At 68.7% G+C, this 24916-nt stretch carries 23 protein-coding genes; 21 read left to right on the forward strand and 2 right to left on the reverse strand.

All coding sequences use genetic code 11. The features are described 5' to 3' along the window. Window positions 1-87: 87 nt before the first annotated feature. Window positions 88-696 (reverse strand): transcriptional repressor LexA, encoded by a 609-nt coding sequence (gene lexA / locus IT361_17315; protein ID MCC6319434.1) that lies wholly within the window; start codon window positions 694-696, stop codon window positions 88-90. 136 nt (window positions 697-832) lie between these two features. On the opposite strand from lexA, the gene IT361_17320 reads away from it, so the two are divergent. From IT361_17320 to IT361_17360, 9 genes are read left to right on the forward strand one after another with little or no spacing between them, the layout of a single operon-like run. Continuing rightward, the gene (locus tag IT361_17320) at window positions 833-1615 is read left to right on the forward strand and encodes an indole-3-glycerol-phosphate synthase (protein ID MCC6319435.1); all 783 of its coding nucleotides are present in this window, start codon (window positions 833-835) and stop codon (window positions 1613-1615) included. Next, window positions 1608-2246, forward strand: a complete 639-nt coding sequence (locus IT361_17325; protein ID MCC6319436.1) for a phosphoribosylanthranilate isomerase — start codon at window positions 1608-1610, stop codon at window positions 2244-2246. Before IT361_17320 ends, IT361_17325 begins: the two co-directional genes overlap by 8 nt. Next, window positions 2243-3430 carry a tryptophan synthase subunit beta gene (trpB, locus tag IT361_17330; protein MCC6319437.1) on the forward strand — a complete coding sequence of 396 codons (1188 nt, stop codon included), beginning with the start codon at window positions 2243-2245 and terminating at the stop codon, window positions 3428-3430. Before IT361_17325 ends, trpB begins: the two co-directional genes overlap by 4 nt. Beyond that, complete coding sequence (locus IT361_17335; protein MCC6319438.1) at window positions 3427-5136, forward strand: HEAT repeat domain-containing protein; 1710 nt, start codon at window positions 3427-3429, stop codon at window positions 5134-5136. Before trpB ends, IT361_17335 begins: the two co-directional genes overlap by 4 nt. Continuing rightward, on the forward strand, window positions 5133-6602 hold the full coding sequence (locus tag IT361_17340; GenBank protein MCC6319439.1) for an HD domain-containing protein: 1470 nt from the start codon (window positions 5133-5135) through the stop codon (window positions 6600-6602). The genes IT361_17335 and IT361_17340 overlap by 4 nt, the downstream gene beginning before the upstream one ends. A 10-nt stretch (window positions 6603-6612) precedes the next feature. After that, a complete protein-coding gene (locus IT361_17345; GenBank protein MCC6319440.1) occupies window positions 6613-7371 on the forward strand; it encodes a tryptophan synthase subunit alpha in 759 nt (252 codons plus the stop codon). A 6-nt stretch (window positions 7372-7377) separates the two neighbouring features. Continuing rightward, complete coding sequence (locus IT361_17350) at window positions 7378-9450, forward strand: GAF domain-containing protein (protein MCC6319441.1); 2073 nt, start codon at window positions 7378-7380, stop codon at window positions 9448-9450. Between the two features lie 32 nt (window positions 9451-9482). Then, complete coding sequence (locus tag IT361_17355) at window positions 9483-10034, forward strand: hypothetical protein (protein ID MCC6319442.1); 552 nt, start codon at window positions 9483-9485, stop codon at window positions 10032-10034. After that, complete coding sequence (locus IT361_17360; GenBank protein ID MCC6319443.1) at window positions 10016-10453, forward strand: LytR C-terminal domain-containing protein; 438 nt, start codon at window positions 10016-10018, stop codon at window positions 10451-10453. Before IT361_17355 ends, IT361_17360 begins: the two co-directional genes overlap by 19 nt. Here the strand turns inward: IT361_17360 and rlmN are convergent. After that, window positions 10367-11458, reverse strand: a complete 1092-nt coding sequence (rlmN, locus tag IT361_17365) for a 23S rRNA (adenine(2503)-C(2))-methyltransferase RlmN (protein ID MCC6319444.1) — start codon at window positions 11456-11458, stop codon at window positions 10367-10369. The genes IT361_17360 and rlmN overlap by 87 nt on opposite strands. 430 nt (window positions 11459-11888) lie before the next feature. On the opposite strand from rlmN, the gene aspS reads away from it, so the two are divergent. From aspS to IT361_17425, 12 genes are all read left to right on the forward strand, one after another. Further along, window positions 11889-13655, forward strand: a complete 1767-nt coding sequence (aspS, locus tag IT361_17370; protein ID MCC6319445.1) for an aspartate--tRNA ligase — start codon at window positions 11889-11891, stop codon at window positions 13653-13655. Continuing rightward, window positions 13648-14619, forward strand: coding sequence for a PhoH family protein (locus tag IT361_17375; GenBank protein ID MCC6319446.1), 972 nt, complete (start codon window positions 13648-13650; stop codon window positions 14617-14619). Before aspS ends, IT361_17375 begins: the two co-directional genes overlap by 8 nt. Then, window positions 14612-15142 (forward strand): rRNA maturation RNase YbeY, encoded by a 531-nt coding sequence (gene ybeY, locus IT361_17380; protein MCC6319447.1) that lies wholly within the window; start codon window positions 14612-14614, stop codon window positions 15140-15142. The genes IT361_17375 and ybeY overlap by 8 nt, the downstream gene beginning before the upstream one ends. Then, window positions 15139-16386, forward strand: coding sequence for an HlyC/CorC family transporter (locus IT361_17385; GenBank protein ID MCC6319448.1), 1248 nt, complete (start codon window positions 15139-15141; stop codon window positions 16384-16386). Before ybeY ends, IT361_17385 begins: the two co-directional genes overlap by 4 nt. Continuing rightward, window positions 16383-17375 carry a DUF21 domain-containing protein gene (locus IT361_17390; GenBank protein MCC6319449.1) on the forward strand — a complete coding sequence of 331 codons (993 nt, stop codon included), beginning with the start codon at window positions 16383-16385 and terminating at the stop codon, window positions 17373-17375. The genes IT361_17385 and IT361_17390 overlap by 4 nt, the downstream gene beginning before the upstream one ends. After that, entirely contained in the window at window positions 17372-18439 is a 1068-nt protein-coding gene (gene meaB / locus IT361_17395; GenBank protein ID MCC6319450.1) for a methylmalonyl Co-A mutase-associated GTPase MeaB, read from the forward strand. Before IT361_17390 ends, meaB begins: the two co-directional genes overlap by 4 nt. Next, window positions 18436-20118: a methylmalonyl-CoA mutase gene (locus IT361_17400; protein MCC6319451.1), complete on the forward strand. Its 1683-nt coding sequence runs from the start codon at window positions 18436-18438 to the stop codon at window positions 20116-20118. The genes meaB and IT361_17400 overlap by 4 nt, the downstream gene beginning before the upstream one ends. Window positions 20119-20303: 185 nt before the next feature. Beyond that, window positions 20304-20960, forward strand: a complete 657-nt coding sequence (locus tag IT361_17405; protein ID MCC6319452.1) for a methyltransferase domain-containing protein — start codon at window positions 20304-20306, stop codon at window positions 20958-20960. 163 nt (window positions 20961-21123) lie between these two features. Continuing rightward, window positions 21124-21537 (forward strand): cobalamin B12-binding domain-containing protein, encoded by a 414-nt coding sequence (locus IT361_17410; protein ID MCC6319453.1) that lies wholly within the window; start codon window positions 21124-21126, stop codon window positions 21535-21537. Further along, window positions 21534-23204, forward strand: a complete 1671-nt coding sequence (locus IT361_17415; GenBank protein MCC6319454.1) for an acyl-CoA carboxylase subunit beta — start codon at window positions 21534-21536, stop codon at window positions 23202-23204. The genes IT361_17410 and IT361_17415 overlap by 4 nt, the downstream gene beginning before the upstream one ends. Beyond that, window positions 23201-24562 carry a DUF1446 domain-containing protein gene (locus IT361_17420; GenBank protein MCC6319455.1) on the forward strand — a complete coding sequence of 454 codons (1362 nt, stop codon included), beginning with the start codon at window positions 23201-23203 and terminating at the stop codon, window positions 24560-24562. Before IT361_17415 ends, IT361_17420 begins: the two co-directional genes overlap by 4 nt. After that, complete coding sequence (locus IT361_17425; GenBank protein ID MCC6319456.1) at window positions 24559-24915, forward strand: hypothetical protein; 357 nt, start codon at window positions 24559-24561, stop codon at window positions 24913-24915. The genes IT361_17420 and IT361_17425 overlap by 4 nt, the downstream gene beginning before the upstream one ends. The last annotated feature ends 1 nt before the right edge of the window (window position 24916 follow it).

Here is a 24916-nt window from a genome sequence, read left to right on the forward strand (position 1 = left end):
TCAACGCGCGCGCCTGCCGGCCCGCGGCCAAGGCGCGCAGCTATCGTGTGGCCGCCATCGGTGCCCGCGAACACCGCCGGCCTGCCTTCAGTACTTGCGAATGACTCCGACCACGATGCCCTGGATCGAGATGTCGTTTTCGTGCACGTAGATCGGCGCCATGGTCTCGTTGGCCGGCTGCAGGCGGATGCGCCCGTCACGCTCGCGGAACATCCGCTTGACCGTGGCCGAGTTGCCGCCGACGAGGGCGATCACCATCTCGCCGTTGTCAGCCGCTTTTCGCTCGTTGACCACCACGAAGTCCCCATCGCGAATCTGCTCGTCGATCATCGACTGGCCGCGCACGCGCAGGACGTAATGGTCACCCGACCGGCGCACCAGCTCGCGGGGCACGGCGAGCGTCTCGGTGCCACTGATGGCTTCGATCGGGAGACCCGCGGCCACGGCGCCCAGCAGGGGCAGCTCCACCGCCGACGCGAACGCCTCCGACGGGAGGATTTCGATCGAGCGGCTCTCATTGTATGAGCGCCGGATATAGCCCTTGCGCTCCAGATTCGAGAGGTGCTCGTGGACCGTCGCGAGCGAGTTATAGTTGAATCGCTCGGCGATCTCCTCGAAGCTCGGGGCATAGCCCTGGTCCTCCGAATACGACTGGAGGAAGGTCAGGATCTCGCGCTGCCGTTTGGTGAGCGGCATGTAGGCTCCGCAGAAGGACGGAAGGGCAGTCGGGCGCATCCGCTCAGGGATGTGCCCGCCGTGCCCGAACAGGTTCCGAATCGACGTTAACCGAACAGGCACCGAAGTGCAAGAGCGAACCACCTGGAGGGCCCCGATGGGCGCGCTCGGTCGTCTGACCGCGGCCGCGTACGAGCGCGCGGCGCGCATCGCCGGACATCGCTCGGCCCTCGAGGCGCTCGCGGCAGGCTCTCCCACGAGGCCGTCGATGTACGACGCCCTTTCGCAGGGGCGCACGGTCGCCGTCATCGCCGAGATCAAGCGGCGCTCGCCGTCGCGCGGCGCGATCAACACGGCCATCGACGCGCCGGCGCGGGCCTCGGTCTATGTCGGTGCCGGCGCGCGCGCGATCTCGGTCCTCACCGAACCTGCGGAGTTCGGTGGAGCGATCACCGACCTCGCCGATACCGCGGCCGGGGTCGCCGCGCCGCTGCTGCGCAAGGACTTTCTCATCGACGAGGCGCAGTTGCTCGAGGCCCGGGTCCATGGTGCTTCGGCGGCGCTGCTCATCGCGCGCGCGCTGCCGCCCGAGCGGCTCCGTGAGCTCGCGGCCTGCGCCGTCGCGATCGGCGTCGAGGCACTCATCGAAGTGCGAAGCGAAGACGAACTGGCGCTCGCGCTGTCGACGTCGGCGCGGCTCATCGGAGTAAACGCGCGCGATCTCGAGACGCTCATCATCGAGCCTGACGTCGTTGCCCGACTGCTCCCCTTGATCCCGCGCGACCGGATGGCGATTGCCGAAAGCGGCATGGCACAGGTCGCGGACGTGGAACGCGTGGCTGCGCTTGGCGCCGGTGCGGTGCTCGTGGGGTCGGCTCTTTCACTCGCAGACGACCCGGCGTCCGTGGTGCAGGCGTTCTCCGGAGTCCCGCGTGCCTGAGATCAAATTCTGCGGCCTGACGCGACCCGAAGATGTGGCGCACGCGATCACCCTCGACGCTGACTATGTCGGGGTGGTGCTGGCGCCGAGTCCGCGACGCGTCGTGCTCGACGACGCCGTTCGGCTTCTGGAGTCGTCCGCGGGGACCGCGCGGCGCGTGGGCGTCTTCGTGTCACCTTCGGTCGATGCGTTGCAGGAGGCGGTGCGTCGCCTGGGGCTTCACGCCGTGCAGGTTCACGGCGACCTGCCGCTCACGGTTGGGGAGTTGCGTGGGGTGCTGGGCGTGCACGTGTGGCGAGTGGCTGCGGTGGAGGGAAGCACCATGGCTCGGGTCGTCGGGCCCGAGGCCGCCGACGTGCTACTCTTCGACACGAGCGTTGGTGGTCGTACCGGTGGCACAGGGCAGCCGTTTGACTGGCGGGCCGCGCGGTCCGGTATCGAGGCATTCAGAGGTCGGGCGCGCCTCGCCATCGCCGGTGGCCTCACGCCGTCGAACGTCGCCGACGCGATCGGCGCGCTGTCCCCCGACATCGTCGACGTCTCGTCAGGCATCGAAATCACCCCTGGGATCAAGGATCACGGATTGATGAGCGCATTCGCCGCCGCGGTACGGGCCACGAGGTCCGCATGAGTGCACCGCACACCTCCGATCGGTTCGGCGCGTATGGCGGTCGCTACGTGCCGGAGACCCTGATTCCCGCGCTCGAAGAACTCGAGCGGGCCTTTGACGCGGCGCAGCAGGACGACGCGTTCCGGGCCGAGCTGGACGATCTGCTGGTGAACTTCGTGGGCCGGCCGTCCGCGCTCACGGCCGCACCGCGACTGAGCGAGCGCGTCGGGGCGCGCGTCTGGCTCAAGCGCGAGGATCTCAACCACACCGGGGCGCACAAGATCAACAACACCGTGGGCCAGGCGCTGCTCGCGCGTCGCATGGGCAAGCGGCGCATCATCGCCGAGACGGGGGCCGGACAGCATGGCGTGGCGACCGCGACCATATGTGCCCGTTTTGGACTGGACTGCGTCGTTTACATGGGCGAAGAGGACATGCACCGGCAGGCGCTCAACGTGTACCGCATGCGGCTGCTGGGCGCGGAGGTGGTGCCGGTGCTGAGCGGAACGCGAACGCTCAAGGACGCCACGACGGAAGCCATTCGCGATTGGGTGACCACGGTGCACGACAGTCACTACATCATCGGTTCGGTCGTGGGACCGGCCCCGTATCCGCGCATGGTGCGGGCGTTCCAGGCGACGATCGGTCGGGAGGCGCGCGCGCAGATGCTCGAACGCGCCGGAGCTCTACCACGTGCGGTGGTGGCGTGTGTTGGCGGAGGGTCGAACGCGATGGGCGTGTTCGCCGGTTTCGTGGACGACACGGACGTGGCGCTGATCGGCGTCGAGGCGGCGGGCGATGGACTGGAAACCGGACGGCACTCGGCGTCGCTCAGCCGGGGCACACCGGGCGTGCTGCACGGTTCGCTCAGCTACCTGCTGCAGGACGACGACGGGCAGGTGCATCCGGCGCACTCGATCTCGGCGGGACTCGACTATCCAGGCGTCGGGCCCGAGCACGCTTACCTAAAGGACACGGGCAGGGCCGAGTACGTGGCGGTGACCGATCGCGAGGCGGTGGAGGGCTTCACGCTGCTGAGCCGGACCGAAGGGATCGTGCCGGCGCTCGAGACCGCCCATGCCGTCGCGTGGCTCGCCGGTGCCGCGGGGCGATGGATGCCTGACGAGCACGTGCTGCTCTGCGTGAGTGGGCGCGGGGACAAGGACGTGGCACAGGTGCGTGAAATGAGTATCTTGCCGCTGTGACCGGCCCCACCGCGTCGTCCCCCGCCGCCGCGCCCGACGAGGATCGGGAACCTCCGTTTCCACCGGCCCTGGTGGAGGAAATGCTGCGCCTGTTTGCCCGCGCGGTGCGGGCGGCGCAACTCTATCTCCGCAACAACCCCACCTACCTCAAGTCCGTGGACGTGGCGCGGGCGTCGTTTGCACCCATCTGGGCGCAGACCGACGAACTGTTGCTCGAGGTGACCGACACGCAGCTCCGGTGGGAGGGGCGTGTCGTGGCGAATGAGCCCGACAAGACAACCGACGCGTTGCCCTGGGTGCTCTACAAGGACGGACTGCGCGAATTGCGTCTGCTCAAGGGCGTCGAGGACCAGGAACTGGTTGGGCTGATCGACGTGATCACGCGCGTGCGCAAGGCGTCGACTGATGACGACGATCTGCTCACCGTGCTCTGGGAGAAGGAGTTCTCCTGCATCCGCTACCGCTACGTCGACCTGCTCGTCGACAGCATGGAGCCCCTGGAGGCCGCGCCCGAGGCCACGGACCATCGCCTGGTCGATCCCACCCAGGTGCAGGAGCCGCCGCGGGAGGAGATTCTCCCGGCCGGCGTGGTGAGTCTCGACGACTTCAACACCACGCTCTATTTCCTCGAAGAGCGCGAAGTCGACTACCTGCGGACGGCGGTGCAGAAGGAGTACGATGCCGACCTGCGGGCGAACGTCGTCGCGATCCTGCTCGATACCTACGAGCACCAGGTCGATGCCACGATTCGCGACGAGATTTGCGGGGTCCTCGACACGCTGCTCGTGAACCTGCTCACCGCCGGCCAGCTCGGGACCGTGGCCGTGCTGCTGCGCGAGACAGAGGTCGCGGCGGAACGCGCGCGCGACATCACCGAGGCCCAGCAACAGCGGCTGGCGCAACTCGCCGATCGGCTGAGCGAGCCGGAGGCACTGAGCCAGCTGCTCCAGTCACTCGATGAGCGGGTGGACGCGGTGGGGCAGCAGGAGCTGAACGACCTCTTCGAGCAGCTCCGCGTGCGCGCACTGTCGACAATCTTCGAGTGGCTCGGCCGGGTGCAGACCCCCCGCGTCCGGGCGCAGCTGGAGACGGCGGCGGCCCGGCTCGCCTCGGCGAACACCGGAGAGCTGGTGCGACTGATCGGGGCGCCCGAACGCGGGGTCGCGATGGAAGCGATGCGTCGGGCCGGCGCGATGAGAACGGCGGCGGCGGTGACCGGCCTTGGACGGATGCTGCAGCAGAGTGATGCCGAAGTCCGTCACGTGGCGGTGCAGGCGCTGGCGGAGATCGGGAGTCCCGGATCGATGCAGCTCCTGGAGCGGACGATCGACGACGCGTCGCGCGAGGTGCGCGTGGCCACGTTGCGCGCCTTCGCGGCGCGCGCGCATCGGCCCGCGCTCAACCGCCTCGAGGGCATGATCCGGGAGCGCAAGGTCGAAGGCGCCGACCTGACGGAGAAGATGGCCGTCTTCGAGGCCTACGGCGCGATGTGCGGCGATGCCGGGGTCGCGCTGCTCGACGGCATCCTCAACGGCAAGGGGTTGTTTGGCAAGCGCGACCACGCGGAACTGCGCGCGTGCGCCGCCATGGCGCTGGGTCGCGTCGGAACCGGGAACAGCGAGAAGGCCCTGCAAAAGGCCTCGGGCGACAAGGAGATCCTGGTGCGGAATGCCGTGAACCGGGCGCTGCGTGGGGGGGCCGCATGACCGGCAACCGCATCACTCCGACCAGCGCCGCCGGCCTGACCGACTTCACCGGCGATACGTTCCTGCGACGTGCCGGGCGACAGCTCGTGGTCACGATCTACGGGGCGATGCGCGTCATTCGGCTGTATCCACCCGAGAACGAGGCGGTACGGCACGCCCTCGACGAACTCGCGACTTCGGCGCGCCTCATCCTGCAGAAGGAGGGTGAGCTGGAGTTCCGTGCGTCGAGCGAGTTCATCTTCGTGAACGCCACCCGCCTGCGGCTAGACCTCGACAACTACGCGTCGTTCAGTCAGATCCTCTCCACGCTCAAGGCCTGCGGCATCGGCAGCTTCCGCGCCACCAGCGAGCTGCAGGCGCGTGACTGGCTCGTGTTCCTGTCGATCATCATGGCGGAGGCGAAGGCCGGCAACGAGCCCACCACCGGTGACCTGCTGGAGAAGCTCGCCGCGGCCGGCGTCACCGCCCTCGATCTCGGGCCGCCGCAGCACGCCGACGACTCGGAGTTCCAGGAGCGCGCGAAAGAAGCGGCCAAGCGCACCTACGCGCAGTCGGTCGCCGTCACGAAGGACGTGATCAATTCGGTGCGCATGGGCCAGGCGCCGAGCATCAAGAAGATCAAGCGTGTGGTGCAGTCGATCGTCGATCAGATCCTCAACGAGGAGACGTCGCTGCTGGGCCTCACGACCATCCGCGACTACGACGAATACACGTTCACGCACTCGGTGAACGTCTGCATCTTCTCGGTTGCCCTGGGTCGCCGGCTGGGTCTCAGCAAGTTGCAGCTCTACGACCTGGGCCTCGCGGCACTGTTTCATGACATCGGCAAGTCGCGCGTACCACTCACGGTGCTCAACAAGACCGATGGTCTGACTGACGACGACTGGCGCTGGCTCGCGGCGCACCCCTGGCTCGGCGTGCTCGCGCTGTTTCACATGCGCGGGCAGCAGGAGCTGCCGTACCGCGCCATGGTCGTTGCCGTCGAGCATCACATGAAGATGGACCTGACGGGCTACCCCAAGCCCATCCGGCCGCGCGAGCAGAGCATCTTCAGTCGCATCGTGGCCGTGGCCGATGGCTTCGACGCAGCCACCTCTCGTCGCGCGTACCAGACCGTCCCGATGTCGCCCGCGGCCGTCCTCGCCGGCATGCGCGACAATCCCAGGCGCGGAATGGATCCGGTGGTGGTCAAGGGATTCATCAATCTGCTGGGCGTTTTTCCCGTCGGCACGCTCGTGGTGCTCGACACGTTCGAACTCGCGATCGTTCACGCGTCCAACCCGGTGCCCGAGGCCATGTCACGGCCCATTGTTCGTCTCGTGAGCGACGATCGCGGCAACGTGCTCTACCCGGGACACCTCGTTGACCTCACGGAGCAGGCGCCGTCGGGTTCGTTCAGGCGCACGATCATCAAGACGGACACTCCGGAACGGTATGGCATCAATGTCGGCGATTACTTCGTCTGACCCGCTGTCGGTGCGCTTCGACCAGCTGCGCGCGCGTGGGCGGCGGGCCCTGGTCGTGTATCTCACGGCGGGATTCCCCGACCCGGAGCGCTCGCTCGACCTGCTACGCGGTGTGGCTGGCGCCGGCGCGGATGTGATCGAGATCGGGGTTCCATTTTCCGATCCGATGGCCGACGGGCCGGTCATCCAGCGCGCGTCGCAGGTCGCGTTAGGCCACGGCGTCGGTCTTGCGAGCACCCTCGCGCTGGTGCAACGCGCGGCGCTCGACGTTCCCGTGGTCCTCTTCAGCTACCTCAACCCGCTCCTGGCGGCGGGGCCGGGCATGCTCGCCGCGGCAAGGGACGCTGGCGTGAGCGGTGTCCTCGTCACGGACCTGCCGGTCGGCGTGGATCCCGAACGCGAGGCATGGCTCGGAGGGAGCGGTCTCGCGTTCGTGCGGCTGGTGGCGCCCACCACGCCGCTCGAACGCATGCGCGAGATCGGACGCCACGGCAGCGGCTTCGTCTATCTGATCAGCCGACTCGGCGTGACGGGGCCGCGTGCGGATGTCGCCGCCGACCTGCCCGAGACCGTCGCGCGCCTGCGCTCGGCCACTACGCTGCCCATCTGCGTCGGGTTTGGCGTTTCGTCGGCGGCACAGGCCACCGCCGTGGCGCGCCTCGCCGACGGCGTCGTGGTGGGGAGTGCGATGGTGAAGGCCGCCGAGGACAGCGTGCAGCACGCGATCGACTTCACGGGCGAACTTCGCCTGGCGCTCGATCACGCCTGACGCCGCGTGCGGCCGCAACTGGTCTCCCGGAGTGTCGGCGTCGCGGGGACGCTCCTGCTCGGTGCCGCGCTCGCGCTCGATCGGCGATGGATGGCCATGCCCTGGGCCATCGTCTTCATCGCCGCCGCGACCATTGCCCTGCGCCTCCGTCCCATCCAGCTCACCAAGTTCACCGCGATCACCGGTACCGCGCTCGTCGCGCTCGCCGGTCCGCTCGGCGTCGGGTTTCCGGCGGCGGCATTGGGCATCGCCCTTGGCGTGTGGTTCTCCGACATCGCGGTCCACGGCAAGCAGTGGTCATGGGCCGGCGTCAACGCGGGTCGCGAGGTGCTGGTCATCGGCGTCGCCATGGGCTGGTATGCGGTCGTGGCGGCGCGCGGACAGTCGGGCGTGCGCGTCACGCTTTCGGCCGAGCTGGTGCCAGCGCTCACGGTGTTCTTCGCGACGTACTTCGTGACCGGACGCGCGCTGCAGTACTACACGCTGCTCGCTCGCGGCAAGCTGACGGCCGATGAGCGCTCGCTGATCCTGCGCTACGAGCTCATTGCATTCGCCGGATCCATCGCCGGAACGCTCGTGGTGCTCTACACCCTGGAGAACGTGGCGCGCGCGGGCTGGGCGGCCGTGTGTATCGCGCTCGCGTTCGTCGCACTCCTGTTCCGTCGCATCGTCGAGGAGGCGATTGCCGCCGAGGAGCTCAACAAGATTCACGAGATCGAGCGGGTGGTGAACAGTGACGTGTCCATGTCGGACGCGATGACGCACATCAGCGCGCTCGCACACCGATTCGTGGACTGGCGCGCGTTCCGCGTGTTGCGGCTTCGCGAGGGCGCCTTGCGCGCGCTGTACTCGACGTCCGCGGGGTACCAGGAAGACGGCGAAGCGGAAGGGGGAGCCGCCGGCCTTCGCGACCTCGCCATCGCCAGCGGGGAACCGATCGTGGTGCGCGACGCCACGCGCGACCCGCGGGTACGGAGCGCGGCGGATGGAATCCGCAGCCGGCTCGTCGCCCCGCTTCGATTCGGGGAGCGCACCCTTGGCATCGTGGAACTCGAGCACCACAAGCGCGCCATCTACGGAGACAAGGAGGTCGAGTTCGTACGACGTCTCGCCGGGCAGCTCGCAACCGCGCTGCAGATCCAGGACCTGCGGCGCCCGCTCGTCGAGTCGGTGGGTCGCCTCGAACGCCAGGTGGGGACGCTCAACGTGAGTGCGCGGCAGCTCCGGACAGACGCCGAGTCGGTGGCGCGCCTGGTGGGTGAGATCTCGCGCACGGTGGGGGAGGAGAACGAAGAGGTCACGCAGAGCCGCGACGCCACCGAGTCGCTGCATCGCGGCATGACGAGCATTGCCGATGATGCGCGCGCGGCCGCGATCGCCAGCGACCGCGCGGCCGGCATTGCGCGCGAACACCGGGAGACGATCGGTGTCGCGATCGAACGGCTCGATGCCGCCCGCGGATTCGCCGGCGAGAGTACGTCGGTACTCAATGACCTCGGCGCCCAGACGCAGCGTGCCATGTCGTTCATCGCCGTCATCAAGGACCTGGCCGAACAGACGAACCTCCTGGCGCTCAATGCCGCGATCGAAGCCGCGCGCGCGGGGGAGCAGGGGCGCGGGTTCGCCGTCGTTGCCGAGGAGATCCGACGGCTCGCCGAGCAGAGCGCGCGTGCCTCGGAGGACGCGACGCAGCTGATCGGCTCCCTGTCCGAACAGATGGAGCGAGCGACCAACCAGATGGAACGTGGGCGACGGCTGGTGAACGACGTGGAGTCGCTCAGCGGGTCGGCGCATCAGGCGCTGGCGGAGATCCTCGAGGCCAGCGGCGCGGCCGCCGATCGGATCCGCCAGATTGCCGAGGTGTCCCGCGTGCAGGAACGCGAGGTCGGGTCGGTACGCTCACGCGTCGATCGGATCGCCGACATTTCCCGCAGCAACCGCGGTGGCGCGGTGCAGGTCGCCACGGCCGCGGCGTCGCAGGCGCGCGCGGTGAGCGAGCTGGAAACTGCCACGCACGATCTGCGTGAACTGGCTGGCTCACTCGGCGCGCTGGCCAGGCAGCTGACCCGTCTTTCGTGATCCGAGTGTCCAACGCGTCACCCTCGACCCCCGTGACCAACGCGTCACCCACGACTCCCGTGTTGCCTGCGTGGGCATGCGTCAGCGAGCGACGCGCGGCGCACATCGCGCGCGTGACCGCGTTGCTGGACCGGTGGGCCGTTGCCCTGTCGCTGGAGGCGCGCGAGCGGGCGGCCTGGCACGACGTCGGTCGCTGGCACGACGCGCTGAGAGACGCGCCGGTCGACGTATTGCGTCACCTGGCGAATGAGGACCGCCTTCCCGAGCGCGTCCTTCATGGGCCGGCGGCCGCGGCCCGCCTGGCCCAGGATGGTGAAACGCGCGAGGACGTGCTGCATGCCATTCGCTGGCACACGTTAGGCAGCCCGGATTGGGGTCGCCTTGGGCGTGCGCTCTTCATGGCCGACTTTCTCGAGCCCGGGCGCCCCTTTGCACAAGAGGACCGGGCATTCCTCGCGTCCATGGTGGCCGTCGATTTTGATGGCGTCTTTCGGCAGGTCGTGCGCCTGCGCCTCGAGTGGACGTTGCGTGAAGGCAAGTCGCTCTTTCCGGAAACGGTGGCCCTGTGGAACGCCGTGCGCTGACGCGCGCGATCGCGCTCGGCGTGATCGCGCTGGCCCTGCTGGGTAGCGGCTGGTGGGCGTGGCACGCGTGGACGCGCCCGATGGATGCGAGTGTTGACGCCGTACGGCGCGTGGTGCCCGAGGGCACGCGCATCCGCGTGGAGGTGGTGAATGCCACGACGGCGCGCGGCCTCGCGCGGCGGGCAACGCTCTACCTGCGTGACCTCGGCTTCGACGTGGTGCGGTTCAGCGGTTCGGACGTGCGTCGTGACACCACGCTGGTGATCGATCGCGTCGGCCGGCCAGAGTGGGCGCGGTTGGCGAGCGAGGCCTTCGGTAACGCACCGGTGGAGTCACGCGCCGACACGGCCGGGTTTGTCGACCTCACGATCCTCGTCGGCTCGAGCTGGCGAGCGCCGCCGCAGACGCTCAACCCGTAGCTGGCCGCACGCGGCGCTGATGTCGGTGCCGCGGCTCTTCCGCACGGCAACCTCGACACCCGCTCGAGCGAGCAGCGTCGCGAAGTCCCGGATTTCGCGTGACGTGGTCGGCACGAACGTGCCCGCGCCGCCCGGGTGCAGCGGAATGAGGTTCACGAACGCGGCACAGTGGCGTGCCAGCGCCGCCAGCTCGTGTGCGTGCCCCGGCTGGTCGTTGACGCCGCCGAGCATCACGTACTCGAAGGTGACCCGTCGGTCGAAGGTGCGTGCCGCCTCGATCACGTCGGCCAGCGGATACTTCACGTTCACCGGCATCAGCGAGCGCCGCAACGCATCGTTGGGGGCGTGGATCGAGATCGCGAGTCGGAACTGCTCGGGCCGCGCGGCGAGCGCCACGATACCCGGTAACACGCCCACGGTGGATACCGTGATGTGCCGCGCCCCGATGCCAAAGCCGCCCGGGTCGTTGAGCACGGTGAGCGTGGCGTCGACCGCGGGCCAATTCATCATCGGCTCGCCCATCCCCATGAAGACGATGTTCGTGGCCCGGAGGGGCGGGTCGAGCATCGCCAGCTCCCGGACCTGCCCGGCGATTTCATGCAGCCCGAGGTTGCGGGCGAACCCCATCACCCCGGTGGCGCAGAACGCACACTGGAGCGCGCAGCCGGCCTGCGACGAGATGCAGAACGTCATGCGGCTGCCGTCCGGAATCGCCACCGTCTCGATGGCCTGGCCGTCGGCGAGCTGAAAGAGAAACTTCTCCGTACCGTCGACGGAGGACTGCCGCGTCATCAAGGTGAGGCGCGGGAGGTCGAACCGCTCGGCCAGCGCTTCTCGAAGGCTGGCGGGAAGGTCCGTGATGTCCGCAAAGCGGTCGACCGGTGCGTGCCAGAGTCGTCGGAGGGTCTGCTCCGTCCGATAGGCGGGCTCGGCACGTCCGTCGAAAAACTCCTGGAGCGCCTGACGGGCCTCCGCGAGCGGGAGGGCAAGGAGATTGGTCTTCATCGGTGTGGAGGGGTCGATCACACGACCGGCCGCTGTGGGCTTCGACACAACCTCAGGCGTGCCAACGAGTTGAGTTTAAGCCGTCCGATGCATGGCGGTCAATCGGCGCTGCCGGAACGTGGGCGCGGCGTTAGATTCGGAGGCCCCTCCGCTGGCCCCGACATGCCCCGCGCACCGCGCCCACAATCGTTCGGCCCCCGTGTGATCATGTGGCAGGCATTCACCGGCCTGCGTGCGCGCTGAATGCATCATCGATCCGTGCGACCTGCGCTGTCGCAGGGCCTCAGTGGCGTTCTCCTGATCGCGCGCTCGCAGCGACGCCGCGCGGCGTGGTGTGTCCCTGAGATTCTGGCCTCGTCAGGCCTCCCCAATCCGGCGCCCGGTCGCCAGGAGATTTGTCGTGAGTGGTGAGCACTCCCAGTCCACCGCCATGCGCACGCATCGCTGCGGTGCTCTGCGCCTCCAGCACGCGGGCCTCGAGGTCCGACTCGGCGGATGGGTGCACCGCACACGGAATCTGGGCGGGCTCGTTTTTGTCGACCTGCGCGACCGGGACGGCATCGTGCAGGTGTCGTTCGATCCCTCGCTCGCAGGGCCCGACACCATGGAGGCTGCCCAGCGACTGACCCCTGAGTCGGTGGTGCTGGTGTGGGGAACCGTGGTGGAGCGTCCGGCCGACGTGCGAAACGCAGACCTCGCCACCGGGGCGATCGAGGTGCGCGCGACGCGGCTTGCTCTGGTGGGACCGGCGCAGATTCCGGTGATTCCGGTGGCCCGGGCGCGCAATGACGCGTTGCCGGCCGAGGACCTGCGACTGAAGCATCGCATCCTCGACCTGCGTCGCCCTGAGCTGCAGGCCAACCTCATCATGCGCCATCGGCTGCTGCAGGTGGCGCGCGAGACGATGTCGGATCTTGGCTTTCTCGAGATCGAAACGCCGATCCTGACCAAGCCCACGCCGGAGGGTGCGCGCGATTACCTCGTGCCAAGTCGGGTGCATCCGGGCCAGTTCTACGCGCTGCCGCAGTCGCCGCAGATCTACAAACAGTTGCTGATGGTGGCGGGCTACGATCGTTACTTCCAGATCGCCCGATGCTTCCGCGACGAGGATCTGCGCGCCGATCGGCAGCCGGAGTTCACGCAAGTCGACCTCGAGGCCAGCTTCGTCGCGCAGGAAGACGTGCAACTCGTGGTGGAGCGCGTGCTGGTCGCGCTGTGGCGTGCGGCGGGCCACGAGATTCCCTCGCCCTTTCCGCGATTGACGTGGCGGGAGGCCATGGAGCGCTACGGGATCGACAAGCCCGACCTGCGCTACGGCGTGGAGATCGAGGATCTGACGTCGCGGGTGGGTGACGATGCGGCGCCGTTCGTGCGCGAGGCCATCGCTGCGGGTGGGCGACTGCGGGCGCTGCGCGTGGCGAATGCCGGGGAGGCATCGCGCAAGGACATCGACGCGCTGGCCGCGATCGCGAAGGACGCGAAGGCCGGAGGACTCATCTGGGCACGACGCGCGGCGACCGCCTGGGAAGGGCAGGGCGTGAAGGCGTTCGGCGCGACGCTCCTCGAAGGGCTTGGCGGGGCCGTCGGAGACTTGCTGCTTGCCGTCGTTGGTCAGGACACGCAGACGTCGGCGGCGCTGCACGGGGTGCGCACGGCGGTGGTCCGGCGACCCGGCACGCCGATGCTGCGCGAACATGCGTTCTGCTGGGTGGTCGACTTCCCCTTGTTTGAGCACGATCCCGAGACCGGCCACCACGTGCCCGCGCATCACCCATTCACCTCCCCGCACGCAGACGACTTCGCGTACCTGGAATCGGATCCCGGTCGCTGCCGGGCGCAACACTACGACGCGGTCTACAACGGGAACGAGCTGGGCAGTGGCTCGATTCGCATCACCGATCCAGCAATCCAGTCGACGATCTTCCGGTTGCTGGGGATCCCGGCAGAAGAGCAACAGCGTCGGTTCGGGTTCCTGCTGGACGGCCTTGCATCCGGGGCGCCTCCGCACGGCGGGTTTGCTCTCGGGTTCGACCGCATCGCGATGCTGCTGGCGGGCGCGCCCTCGCTGCGCGATGTGATCGCGTTCCCCAAGACGACGGCGGCGCGGGCGCTGTTCGAGGACGCGCCCACCTTCGTGAAGCCGGCCGACCTGACCGCGCTGCACCTCGCCACTCTCGCCGACGGAACGCGTGCCTGACGAGACCCGAACGCAGCGCCTGAGCGTCGAGGGCGCCGATCCGCTGCTGCTGGCCGGCGTGAATGATGCCAACCTGAACGAGCTGGCCCGGGTGTCCGGGGCGCGCGTCTCGCTCCGGGGTGACGTGCTCACGCTGTCCGGGACGGCCGAGGCCATGGAGCGGGCGATGCCGGTGGCGCAGCGCATGATCGATTCGGCACGCCAGCGGCTGGCGCTCGATGCGGACGACATCCTGCGAGCCAGCCTCGAGCACCAGCGCGACAATGGCACCCCGGGCGAGACCCGGATCGTCCTCCCCGGCGTGCGGCGCATCATCCAGCCCAAGTCTTCGGGGCAGGCGGAGTATCTCCAGGCGATCGCCGACCACGACATCGTGATCGGCATCGGGCCGGCCGGTACCGGCAAGACCTACCTCGCCGTTGCTGCCGCGGTCGACGCCCTCTCGCGCAAGCGCGTCAAGCGCATCATCCTGGCGCGCCCGGCCGTGGAGGCGGGCGAGAGCCTCGGGTTCCTCCCCGGCGACATGCAGGCCAAGGTGGACCCCTACCTCCGTCCGCTGTACGACGCGCTCGAGGACATGATGCCGGCCGAGCGGATGCAGCGCGCGCTGGAGACGCGCGTCATCGAGATCGCGCCGCTCGCCTACATGCGCGGCCGCACCCTGTCGGACGCGTTCGTCATCCTCGACGAGGCACAGAACGCCACGAACGCGCAGATGAAGATGTTCCTGACGCGCCTCGGGGCGAACTCGCAGACGGTGATCACCGGCGACAAGACCCAGATCGACCTGCCACGGCGCGAGGAATCGGGCCTGCTGCAGATCGAGCGGATCCTCCGGGGCATCGACGGCATCGCCGTGCACTACCTCGGCGACGCCGACGTCGTCCGTCATCGGCTCGTGCGCGAGATCATCAAGGCGTACGAAGCGGAGGCGGAGGGAGGTGGCGACGCGCCCCGTGCGTAGCGACGACCCTCCACAGCGCCGTTCGCGCACACACCCCGGGCGTGTTCCCGCAAAGGGCGCGATTCAGGTCGAGGTCACGAGCGAGATCGGCCGATCGCCGTTGTCGCGCGTCGCGATCGGCGGGCTCGCGCGTCACGTCCTGCGCGCCGAACGCATCCCGCGCGCCCACCTGGCGATCCACCTGGTGACCGTGTCGCGCATTGCAAGGCTCCATCGCGAGTTCGTCGGGCGTCACGGGCCGACGGACATCGTGACGCTCGAGCATGCCCGCTCCGCCGCCGGGGCACCGGTGGTCGGCGAGATCAGCATCGCCCCGGCGGTGGCCGCTGCCAACGCCGCCGCGCTCGGTATCCCGGCGCGCGAGGAGATCGCACGCCTGGTCGTCCACGGTGTGCTGCACGCCCTCGGTTGGGACCACCCGGAGACGGCGGCGCGAACGCGGTCCCCCATGTGGCGGCGTCAGGAGACGCTCCTGCGCTCCGCCCGTCGGCAGGGTGTGTTCGCGACCCGTCATCCGCGATGATTCCGGGCCTCGTCCTCGCGCTCGTCGGAGCAGCGCTCGCCTACGCGTGCGCGGCCGCCGACGGCGCGCTCCTGGCCCTCGACCCTGAGCAGGGGCTGCCCGAGCCGCTCCGCGCCCTGCACGCACGACGCGAGCGCGCGCATCGCGCGCTCGCGTTCGCACGCGTGACGGCGCAGCTGCTCTCGGGCGTTGGGGTCGCCGTGACCCTCGGGCTCGACGCGATCCCGTTCCGTCACGCTCTCTGGCAGGGTGGACTTGCGGCGGTCGTCCTGGTGATGACCAGCGAGTCGCTGGCGCGCAGCCGCGGAACCATTGGTGGCCTCGCCGTCGCCAGCCGTCGATTCGGCTTCATCCTGCTGATGGAACGGCTGCTGGCGCCCATCGTGACGCTGGGCAGCTGGTTCGATCAACTGCTCCATCGTCTCCTCCCGCCCGCCGAAACGCCGGGTGAGGATCGGCAGCGAACGGCGGATCAGTTCCGGCAGGTCGTCGCCTCCGAAGCCGAAGTCTCCAAGGACCAGGAGGTGCTGCTCAACGGCGTCTTCCGCCTTGGGCAGACGGCGGTTCACGAACTCATGATCCCCCGGGTCGATATCGTCGCGATCGACCGCGAGGCTCCGTGGTCCGAGGTCGTGGATCGTCTGCGCAGCGCCGAACACGCGCGATTGCCCGTCTTCACGGAAACGATCGACAACGTCACGGGCATCCTGTTCGCCAAGGACGTGCTGCCGCTGATCGTCGCCGACGAAGTGCCTGACGACTGGCCGGCGCGCGCGCGACCGCCGGTGTTCATTCCGGCCGGCAAGAGCGCCGACGCCCAGCTGCGCGACTTCCAGGCGACGGGGATGCACATCGCCATCGTCGCCGACGAGTTCGGAGGCACCGCGGGACTCATCACCATCGAGGACGTGCTCGAGGAGATCGTGGGGGACATCCACGACGAGTACGACGAAGACGAGCCGCGCGTCGAGTCCGATGAGGGTTGGCGCTTCTGGGTGTCGGGGCGAATGACCCTCGACGAACTCTCGGAACTGGTCTCCCACGACCTGCGCCACGACGAGGTCTCGACGGTCGGTGGCCTCGTGTACGAACTGCTGGGGCGCGTGCCCCGCGCGGGCGAGGACCTCGAGTTTCGCGGCTTCCGCGTCGTCATCGAACGCGTCGTCCGCCGACGGATCACGCGCGTCTATCTTGAACGCCTGGACGACCGGTCGGGCGATGCGGCGGGGCAGGAGGACGCATGACGGCGACCTCCCTGCTCACCATCTCCATCGTGATCGTGGCCTGCCTGACGGCGGTCGCCACGGCGGTGCGCTCGGTGAGCCGCATCTGGCTTCGCCATTGGGTCGAACGGCGGCTCAGCGGCGCGCCCACCGCCGAGCTGTACCTCGAACGTCCGCAGCAGCTCATCCTCGCGGCGACGACCGCGGTGGCGCTCACGGTCTTCCTCGCCGGCACCTTCCTCGGCACACATCTCCCCGGTGGCCCGCTCGTCACCGCGCAGGTGGTGCTGACCTACGTGCTCTCGCTGCTCGTCTTTGGGCAGTTGCTGCCGCGCGCGGTGGCGCGACGGTGGCCAAGCGCGATCATTCCTCCGCTGCTCCCGCTCCTGCGGGCGCTCGAGTTCGTCCTGACGCCGATGCTCGCCCTGGTCAAGCGACTCACCGGCGAGGCGGAACACGAAGCTCGCGAGCAGCTGGCCGCGGACGATGGCGATACCCTCGGGGAACTCCTCCGCGAAGGTGAGCTCGAGGGTGTCGGGGAGCATACGGAGATCGCGATCATCGAGGGCGTCGTCCACTTTGGTGAAAAGAAGGTCGGCGAGGTGATGACGCCGCGCGAAGACATCTTTGCCGTCGACGCTTCGCTCCCGGCTGGTGAGCTCGCGACGCGCATCGCGCAGGGCACGTATAGTCGTGTGCCCGTCTACCGGGGATCGCTGGACGACACGGTGGGTTTCATCCACGCGTTCGACATGCTGCAGGCCGACGAAGGGGCGGCCCCCGCGTTGCGGCCGATCGGGGTCGCGTCGCCGACGATGGCGTGCAACGACCTCCTCTTCCGCATGCTGCGCGAGCGCAAGCACCTCACGCTGGTCAAGGCCGAGGGGCGCATCCTGGGTCTCGTCACGCTTGAAGACCTGCTGGAAGAACTGGTGGGAGACATCCGCGACGAGCACGACGAGCCCGCCGGGCCGTCGATCCCCGAGGCCACGCGGAGGCCGGAGTCATGAGCCTGATCGACCGACTGCTCGCCGACTTCGACGCCGGTAAACCGGCGGCGCTGGCGCGGGCCGTGAGCATCGTCGAGAACCAGCGCGAGGGGTACGACGCCCTGTTGTCGACGCTGCATCCGCGCATTGGCCGCGCCCGGCGGGTCGGGGTGACAGGGCCACCCGGAGCGGGGAAGAGCACGCTCAGTACCCTGCTCGTGCAGACGTGGCGGGCTTCCGGACTCCGCGTCGGTGTGGTCGCGGTGGACCCGACGTCGCCGTTCACCGGCGGCGCGTTGCTGGGCGATCGGATTCGCATGGAGAGCGTGGCGCTGGATCCGGGCGTCTTCATCCGCTCGCTGGCCACGCGCGGGTCGTTAGGCGGGCTGTCGGCCTCGGCGCGCGTCGTGGCCGACGTGCTCGACGCGTTCGGATTCGACCGCATTCTGCTGGAGACGGTCGGTGTGGGACAGAGCGAGCTGGACATCGCGCGCGTGGCCGACTCGACCCTGGTCGTCCTCGTGCCCGAGTCCGGAGACTCGATCCAGACGCTCAAGGCGGGCCTCATGGAGATCGCCGACCTGTTCGTGGTGAACAAGGCGGACCGCCCCGGCGCCGATCGGATGCGCAACGACATCGAGCTCATGCTCGGCCTGCGCGCCGGGCTCACGCTCAGGGACGTGCCCGCACATCACGGCGTGGACCTCGGACGCATCAACAACCCGGGGAAAGCAGCGCGACTGGCGGCAGCGACGGAACAGCCTGCCGCATGGGTGCCGCCGGTGATCCGCAGCGTGGCGGCGAAAGGGGAGGGAACGACCGAAATCGTGGACGCGCTGGATCGTCATGCGCGCTATCTTGAGACCAGCGGCGAGCTGGAGCGTCGCCGTCGTGCCCGCTGGCGTGAGCAGGTCGTCGAGGTGGCGGAACAGCGGATCCGGCGCAGGGTCTGGGAAGACGCGGGGATCCGGCGCTACATCGAGCAGCAACTACCGGCCATTGCGTCGGGCCACGTGTCGCCGTTCGGGATCGCCGACGAACTGCTGCACCGCGGGGCCGACCTCCTGAGGAAGGGGCAACCATGACGTCGATACGCGATCTGTCGGACGCGATCCGCGCGAAAGACGAGGAACTCGAGTCGCTGCGCGCCGAAGTCCAGGCCTGGCGGGAGCGCTATGGCCGGGGCGAGAAGCGCGACATCGCCTTCACCAACTCGGCGTTCGAGGTCGAGCCCGTCTACACGGCCCTGGACGCCGCCGGGGCCCAGCCACTGCCGGGCACGTTTCCGTACACCCGCGGTATCCATCCCACCGGATACCGCGGACGCCTCTGGACGATGCGTCAGTTCGCGGGGTTCGGCACGGCGCGCGAGACCAACGCGCGCTTCAAGTTCCTGCTCGAGCACGGGCAGACGGGGTTGTCGACCGCATTCGACTTTCCGACGCTGATGGGGTACGACTCGGACCATCCGCGCTCCGAAGGCGAGGTCGGCAAGACGGGCGTGGCGATTTCGAGCCTGGCCGACATGGAGACGCTCTTCGACGGCATCCCGCTCGACCAGGTGTCGACGTCGATGACGATCAACGGGCCGGCGGTGATCCTGTTCTGCTTCTACGTCGCGGCGGCCGAGCGGCAGGGGGTGCCGCCGGAGAAGATCCGCGGCACGGTGCAGAACGACATCCTCAAGGAGTACATGGCGCAGCATGCGTGGTGCTATCCCATCGAGCCCGCGCTGCGCCTGATCATCGACCTGTTCGACTGGGGCGCGCAGCACGCGCCGCAGTGGAACACGGTCTCCATCTCCGGCTACCACATCCGGGAGGCGGGGGCCACCGCCGCGCAGGAACTGGCCTTCACGCTGGCCAACGGGTTCACCTACGTGGAGCGCGGCATCGCTCGCGGGCTGCCGGTCGACACCTTCGCCCCGCGCCTCTCGTTCTTCTTCGACGTGCATAACGACTTCTTCGAGGAAGTCGCCAAGCTCCGCGCGGCGCGCCGGATCTGGGCCCGACGCATGAAGGACGTGTACGGGGCCCGCGATCCGCGCTCCTGGATGCTGCGCTTCCACTCGCAGACGGCCGGCGTCACCCTCACGGCGCAGCAGCCGATGAACAACGTGGTGCGCGTTGCCTATCAGGCGCTGGCCGCGGTGCTCGGCGGCACCCAGTCGCTGCACACCAACTCCATGGACGAGACGCTCGCCCTCCCCACCGAACAGGCGGTGCAGGTGGCGCTGCGGACCCAGCAGGTGCTCGCCTACGAGACCGGCGTGCCCAACGTCAGCGACCCGTTAGGCGGTTCGTGGTACGTCGAGGCGCTCACCGACCAGCTCGAGCGCGACGCCGAGGCGCTGTTCGCGCAGATCGAGGAGGTCGGTGGCGTCGTCAAGGGAATCGAGGCCGGATGGTTCCAGCGCAAGATCGCCGAGAGTGCGGCCCGCCAGCAGTGGGAGATCGAGCAGCACCGTCGCGTGATCGTCGGCGTCAACGAGTTCGTCACGCAGGAGGCGGAACTCGACATCCCGGTACTCCGGGTCGGGCACGAGGCGGACCTGTCACAGCGCGAGCGGCTCGCACAGCTGAAGGCATCGCGGGACGGTGCGCTGGTCCAGTCCCGTCTCGACGCGCTCACCGCGGCCGCCGCAACCAGGGCCAACCTCGTTCCGTTCATCCTCGACTGCGCGCGCTGCTACTGCACGCTGTACGAGATCAGGCATGCGCTGGAGAAGGAGTTCGGGGCGTACCGCGAGCCGGTGTTCTTCTGACGAGGCGCCGGCGCACCGAGGATCGCGCCGCCAGCGGCACCCGTGGGCCGTCCACCGCGCGTGCGCGCGCCGGCGGCGCGCCCCGGGACGCTTCGGAGTGGTGGACGACGTATTTCTCCGAGGACTATCTCCTCGAGTTCGAGCCGATCTTCGATCCGGTCGAGGACCGGAGGCAGGTCGCCCGCTTGCTCGACCTGCTCGGGCTCCCGGCCGGTACGCGTATCCTCGATTGTCCCTGTGGCCAGGGACGTCATGCGCACCTGCTTGCGGAGGCCGGTTTCGTGGTGGACGGCCTCGACTTCTCGCCGGCATTGCTGGCGCGCGCCCGTGAGCGTGGCACCGACCCGGCGCGTCTTCGCTACACGCAGGGAGACATGCGCCGGCTCCCTCGGCGATGGACCGGCAAGTTCGACGCGGTGGTCAACCTGTTCACTTCGTTCGGCTTCTTCGTGTCCCCGGGCGACGATGCCCGGGTGATCGCCGAGTTCGCTCGCGTGCTGCGGCCCGGCGGCACGCTCGTCTGGCACGGAGGGAGCCGCGACGGCGTGATGTCGAGGTTCCTGGCCAAGGATTGGTGGCCGACGTCACGCGGGACGATGGTCGGGCAGGAGCGACGTTTCGATCCGCTCTCGGGCATCCTGACCATCTCGTCGACGTTCATCGGAGGGCCGCGCGCCCTTCCGGCGCGCGAGCACCGCATCCGCCTGTACACGGCGACGCGACTCGCTGAGCTGATGCGCGATGCCGGGCTCCTGGTGGAAGCTGCGTACGACGCGTGGACGGATCGGCCGCTGCGGCGGACTTCATCGGAGATGCTGCTGGTGGCCCGCAAGGTCGACTGACGCGGCGCGGCCCGGACGATCTCCATCGCACCACCATCGGGCGGGGCATGCCTCGGACGGCGGCGAGGTCCAGACGGAGTCTCCGCGCACGTTGGCTTCTCGTCCTTGTGTACCGCACTAGTTTTCACCGTCCGCGCTGCGCGGCGTTCACCCCTGCGGAGACATGACCAGACCGATTCGCGTACTCGTAGCCAAACCAGGCCTCGACGGGCACGACCGCGGAGCCAAGGTGGTGGCCGCGGCGCTGCGTGATGCCGGGATGGAGGTGATCTACACCGGGTTGCATCAGACGCCGGAGATGATCGCGACCGCCGCGGTCCAGGAAGACGTCGACGTCGTAGGCCTGTCGATCCTGAGCGGCGCGCACATGACGCTATTTCCCCGGGTGCGCCAGCTGCTCGTGGACGCCGGCCGCGAGGACATCCTCGTCACCGGGGGCGGCATCATTCCGCGTGAAGACATGGAGGCCCTCGCCGCGCAGGGCGTGGGGCAGCTGTTCGGGCCCGGGACGCGCACATCAGACCTCGTGGAATACATCCGCCACTGGTTCGAGGCCAAGCAGCACCAGGCGACGTGACCTCACGACTGCGGGAACGAAGCGCCGAAGTGCGGTCCCTCGAGGCGACCCTTCGGCAAGGTGGTGGCGCAGAGAAGGTGGCACGCCAGCACGCCCAGGGAAAACTCACCGCGCGCGAACGCATCGCAGCGTTGTGCGATCCGGGAGCGCGCTTTCTCGAGATCGGACTGCTGGTCGCGCATGACCAGTACGACGGTCAGGCGCCTGGGGTCGGCGTCGTGACGGGTATCGGGATGGTCGAGGGGCGACAGGTGGTCGTCGTCGCGAATGACGCCACGGTGAAGGCCGGGTCGTGGTGGCCGGAGACCATCAAGAAGATGCTCCGCGCCCAGGAGATCGCGATGCGGTGTCGCATTCCGATCCTCTATCTCGTGGACTCGGCGGGCGTGAACCTGCCCTATCAGGGTGGTGTCTTCCCTGGCCAGTACGGCGCGGCGCGCCTGTTCTACTACAACTCCATCATGCGGCGCTACCTGCGCGTGCCGCAGTTGGCCGCGGTGATGGGACCGTGTATCGCCGGCGGGGCGTATCTCCCGGCGCTTTCGGACGTGATCCTGATGGTGAAGGGGACGTCGTTCATGGGCCTGGGTGGACCGAACCTGGTCAAGGGTGCGACCGGCCAAACGATCGACGGCGAGACGTTGGGCGGCGCCGTGACGCACACGGAAGTGAGTGGTGTGGCGCACTACGCCGTGGACGACGATGCGGCGTGTCTGGCGAAGTTGCGGGAACTGGTCGGCCGGCTGCCGCGTGGGTCGGTCCGCTTCGGGTCGTGGGGGGCCCCCCCCGAAAACGACGATACCACGCCCCCGCGTGAAACGCGCAACCATCCGGTCCCCGCTTCAGCCAAGAAACCGCCGGACCTCTACGATCTCCTGCCCGCCGACCACCGCATGTCCTACGACATGCACGACGTCCTTCGCGCCATCGCCGACGACGGCGTCCTCGATGAGTTCCAGGGCAGCCTTGCGCGCGAAGTCATCTGCGCCGATGCCCGCATCCACGGGATCCCCGTCGGCGTGATCGCCAACCAGCGTGGCCTCATCAAGGGACGCGCCGGAGAGAAACCGCGCTTCGGCGGCATCATCTACGCCGAGAGCGCGGAGAAGGTCGCGTACTACATCGACCGTTGCGACCGCCAGGGCATCCCGCTGCTCTTCGTCCAGGACGTCTCCGGCTTCATGGTCGGCGGCGAAGCCGAGCACGAGGGCATCATTCGCGCGGGCGCGCGCTGGGTCGAGGCCATGGCGTGCGCCCGGGTTCCCAAGCTGGTGCTCACCGTAAACCACGCCTCGGGGGCCGGCTACTACGCAATGGCCGGGCAGGGCTTCGATCCCGACTTCATCTTCTCGTGGCCGACCGGACGCATGGGCGTCATGGAGGGCGAGAGCGCCATCCAGGCGGTGCATGGTCCAGCCCTCGCCGAGGCAAAGAAGGCCGGGCGCGAAGCTCCGCGCGAGGTCCTCGCGGCGATCGAGGAGATGCGCGCCGACTACGAACACCAGCTCGACGCCACGTTCGCCGCCGCGCGCGGGTACGTCGACGCCATCATCTTCCCCGACGAGACGCGCGACGTGCTCGCCATGGCACTCCAGGCCACGCTGCATAACGAGGGCCCGCACATCGGCGCCTTCGTGCTCCCGCCGCAACCAGAGACCGTTCGATGAAATCCGTGGTACGCATTGCCTCCGGACAGGGGTTCTGGGGAGACTGGCTCGCTGCGCCCCGCCGTCAGGTGGAGGGCGGGCCCGTGGACTACCTGATGCTCGACTACCTGGCCGAGGTCACGATGTCCATTCTGCAGAAGCAGAAGGAGCGCGATCCCGCGATGGGATACGCGCGGGACTTCGTGGGCGCCATCGATTCCGTGCTGGAGGCGATCGTCGAGCGGGGCGTGCGCGTCATTGCCAACGCCGGCGGCGTGAACCCGAGGGCGTGTGGCGACGCGATCCTCGCGCTCGCTGACAAGCGCGGTGCGCGCGGCAAACTCAAGCTCGGTGTCGTCACGGGTGATGACCTGCTGCCGCGCCTCGATCAGCTCATCGCCGAAGGACATGCCCTCGCCAACATGGAGACGGGCGAACCGCTGGCGGCGATCCGTGACCGGGTGCTATCGGCCAACGCGTATATCGGTTCCGTGCCGATCGTCGATGCGCTCGCGTTCGGCGCCAACGTGGTGATCACCGGGCGGTCGACCGACACGGCGCTCACCATGGCGCCCTTGCGGCACGAGTTCGGGTGGAAGGCCGACGACTGGGACCGCCTCGCCGCGGGCATCATCGCCGGGCACATCATCGAGTGCGGGGCCCAGTGCTCGGGAGGGAACTGCCTCCACGAATGGCAGTCGATTCCCGACCTCGCCAACGTCGGGTACCCGATCGTCGAAGCTCGGCGCGACGGGACGTTCGAGATCATCAAGCACCCGGGCACGGGCGGGCGGATTTCCGTTCCCTCGGTCACCGAACAGCTGGTCTACGAAATGGGCGACCCGCACGCGTACATCACACCGGACGTCGTCGCCGACTTCACGTCGATCCGGCTCGAGGCCACCGGCCAGGACCGGGTGCGGGTCTTCGGCATTCGCGGCGCGCCGGCCACGGACAAGCTCAAGGTGTCGATCGCCTATCGTGCCGGCTTCAAGGCGGTCGGGACGCTGGTGTACTCGTGGCCCGACGCCATGGCCAAGGCCACACTCGCCGACCGCGTGCTGCGCGAGCGCTTCACCATGCTCGGGCTCTCGTTCGATGCCATCCTCACCGAGTTCGTCGGCGTCAACAGCACCCACGGTCCACTGGCCGGTGACGGGCACGCCAACGACGAAGTGCAGCTCCGCATCGGCGTGCGCTCGTCCGATCGCACGATGGTCGAGCGCTTCACCCGCGAACTCGCACCCCTCGTACTCAATGGCCCACCGAGTGTGACCGGCTTCGCCGGTGGCCGGCCAAAGGTGGAGGAGATCGTCGCGTACTGGCCGGCGCTCGTCGACAAGACCGTCGTCATGCCGCAAGTGGAGATCGTCGAATGAAGGTCCGACTGGCCGACATCGCGCATGCCCGATCGGGCGACAAGGGTGATACCGCCAACGTCGGCGTCATTGCGCTGCGCCCCGAGTGGTATGCGCTGATGGTGCGCGAACTGAGCGAGGCGCGGGTGGCCGCGCACTTTCACGGCATGATCACCGGTGGCGTGCAGCGCTACGAGCTGCCCAATCTCCATGCGCTCAACTTCCTGCTGCATGGCGCGCTGGACGGCGGCGGGACGCTCTCCCTCAAGACCGACGCCCAGGGCAAGGTCTTCAGCACGGCGATGCTGCGGCTGATCCTCGAGGTGCCCGATGCAGAGGGGGCCACGCTGGGACTGCCCGACGCCAAGGGGTAGG

Source organism: Gemmatimonadaceae bacterium (genome assembly GCA_020846935.1).
Classification (GTDB): domain Bacteria; phylum Gemmatimonadota; class Gemmatimonadetes; order Gemmatimonadales; family Gemmatimonadaceae; genus RBC101.

What these genes read in the sequence shown, in the direction of transcription:
- lexA (MCC6319434.1), bottom strand. Translation starts at nt 696, where the DNA reads ATGCCGCTCACCAAACGGCAGCGCGAGATCCTGACCTTCCTCCAGTCG.
- IT361_17320 (MCC6319435.1), top strand. Translation starts at nt 833, where the DNA reads ATGGGCGCGCTCGGTCGTCTGACCGCGGCCGCGTACGAGCGCGCGGCG.
- trpB (MCC6319437.1), top strand. Translation starts at nt 2,243, where the DNA reads ATGAGTGCACCGCACACCTCCGATCGGTTCGGCGCGTATGGCGGTCGC.
- IT361_17340 (MCC6319439.1), top strand. Translation starts at nt 5,133, where the DNA reads ATGACCGGCAACCGCATCACTCCGACCAGCGCCGCCGGCCTGACCGAC.
- rlmN (MCC6319444.1), bottom strand. Translation starts at nt 11,458, where the DNA reads ATGAAGACCAATCTCCTTGCCCTCCCGCTCGCGGAGGCCCGTCAGGCG.
- aspS (MCC6319445.1), top strand. Translation starts at nt 11,889, where the DNA reads ATGCGCACGCATCGCTGCGGTGCTCTGCGCCTCCAGCACGCGGGCCTC.
- IT361_17385 (MCC6319448.1), top strand. Translation starts at nt 15,139, where the DNA reads ATGATTCCGGGCCTCGTCCTCGCGCTCGTCGGAGCAGCGCTCGCCTAC.
- IT361_17390 (MCC6319449.1), top strand. Translation starts at nt 16,383, where the DNA reads ATGACGGCGACCTCCCTGCTCACCATCTCCATCGTGATCGTGGCCTGC.
- meaB (MCC6319450.1), top strand. Translation starts at nt 17,372, where the DNA reads ATGAGCCTGATCGACCGACTGCTCGCCGACTTCGACGCCGGTAAACCG.
- IT361_17400 (MCC6319451.1), top strand. Translation starts at nt 18,436, where the DNA reads ATGACGTCGATACGCGATCTGTCGGACGCGATCCGCGCGAAAGACGAG.
- IT361_17410 (MCC6319453.1), top strand. Translation starts at nt 21,124, where the DNA reads ATGACCAGACCGATTCGCGTACTCGTAGCCAAACCAGGCCTCGACGGG.
- IT361_17420 (MCC6319455.1), top strand. Translation starts at nt 23,201, where the DNA reads ATGAAATCCGTGGTACGCATTGCCTCCGGACAGGGGTTCTGGGGAGAC.
- IT361_17425 (MCC6319456.1), top strand. Translation starts at nt 24,559, where the DNA reads ATGAAGGTCCGACTGGCCGACATCGCGCATGCCCGATCGGGCGACAAG.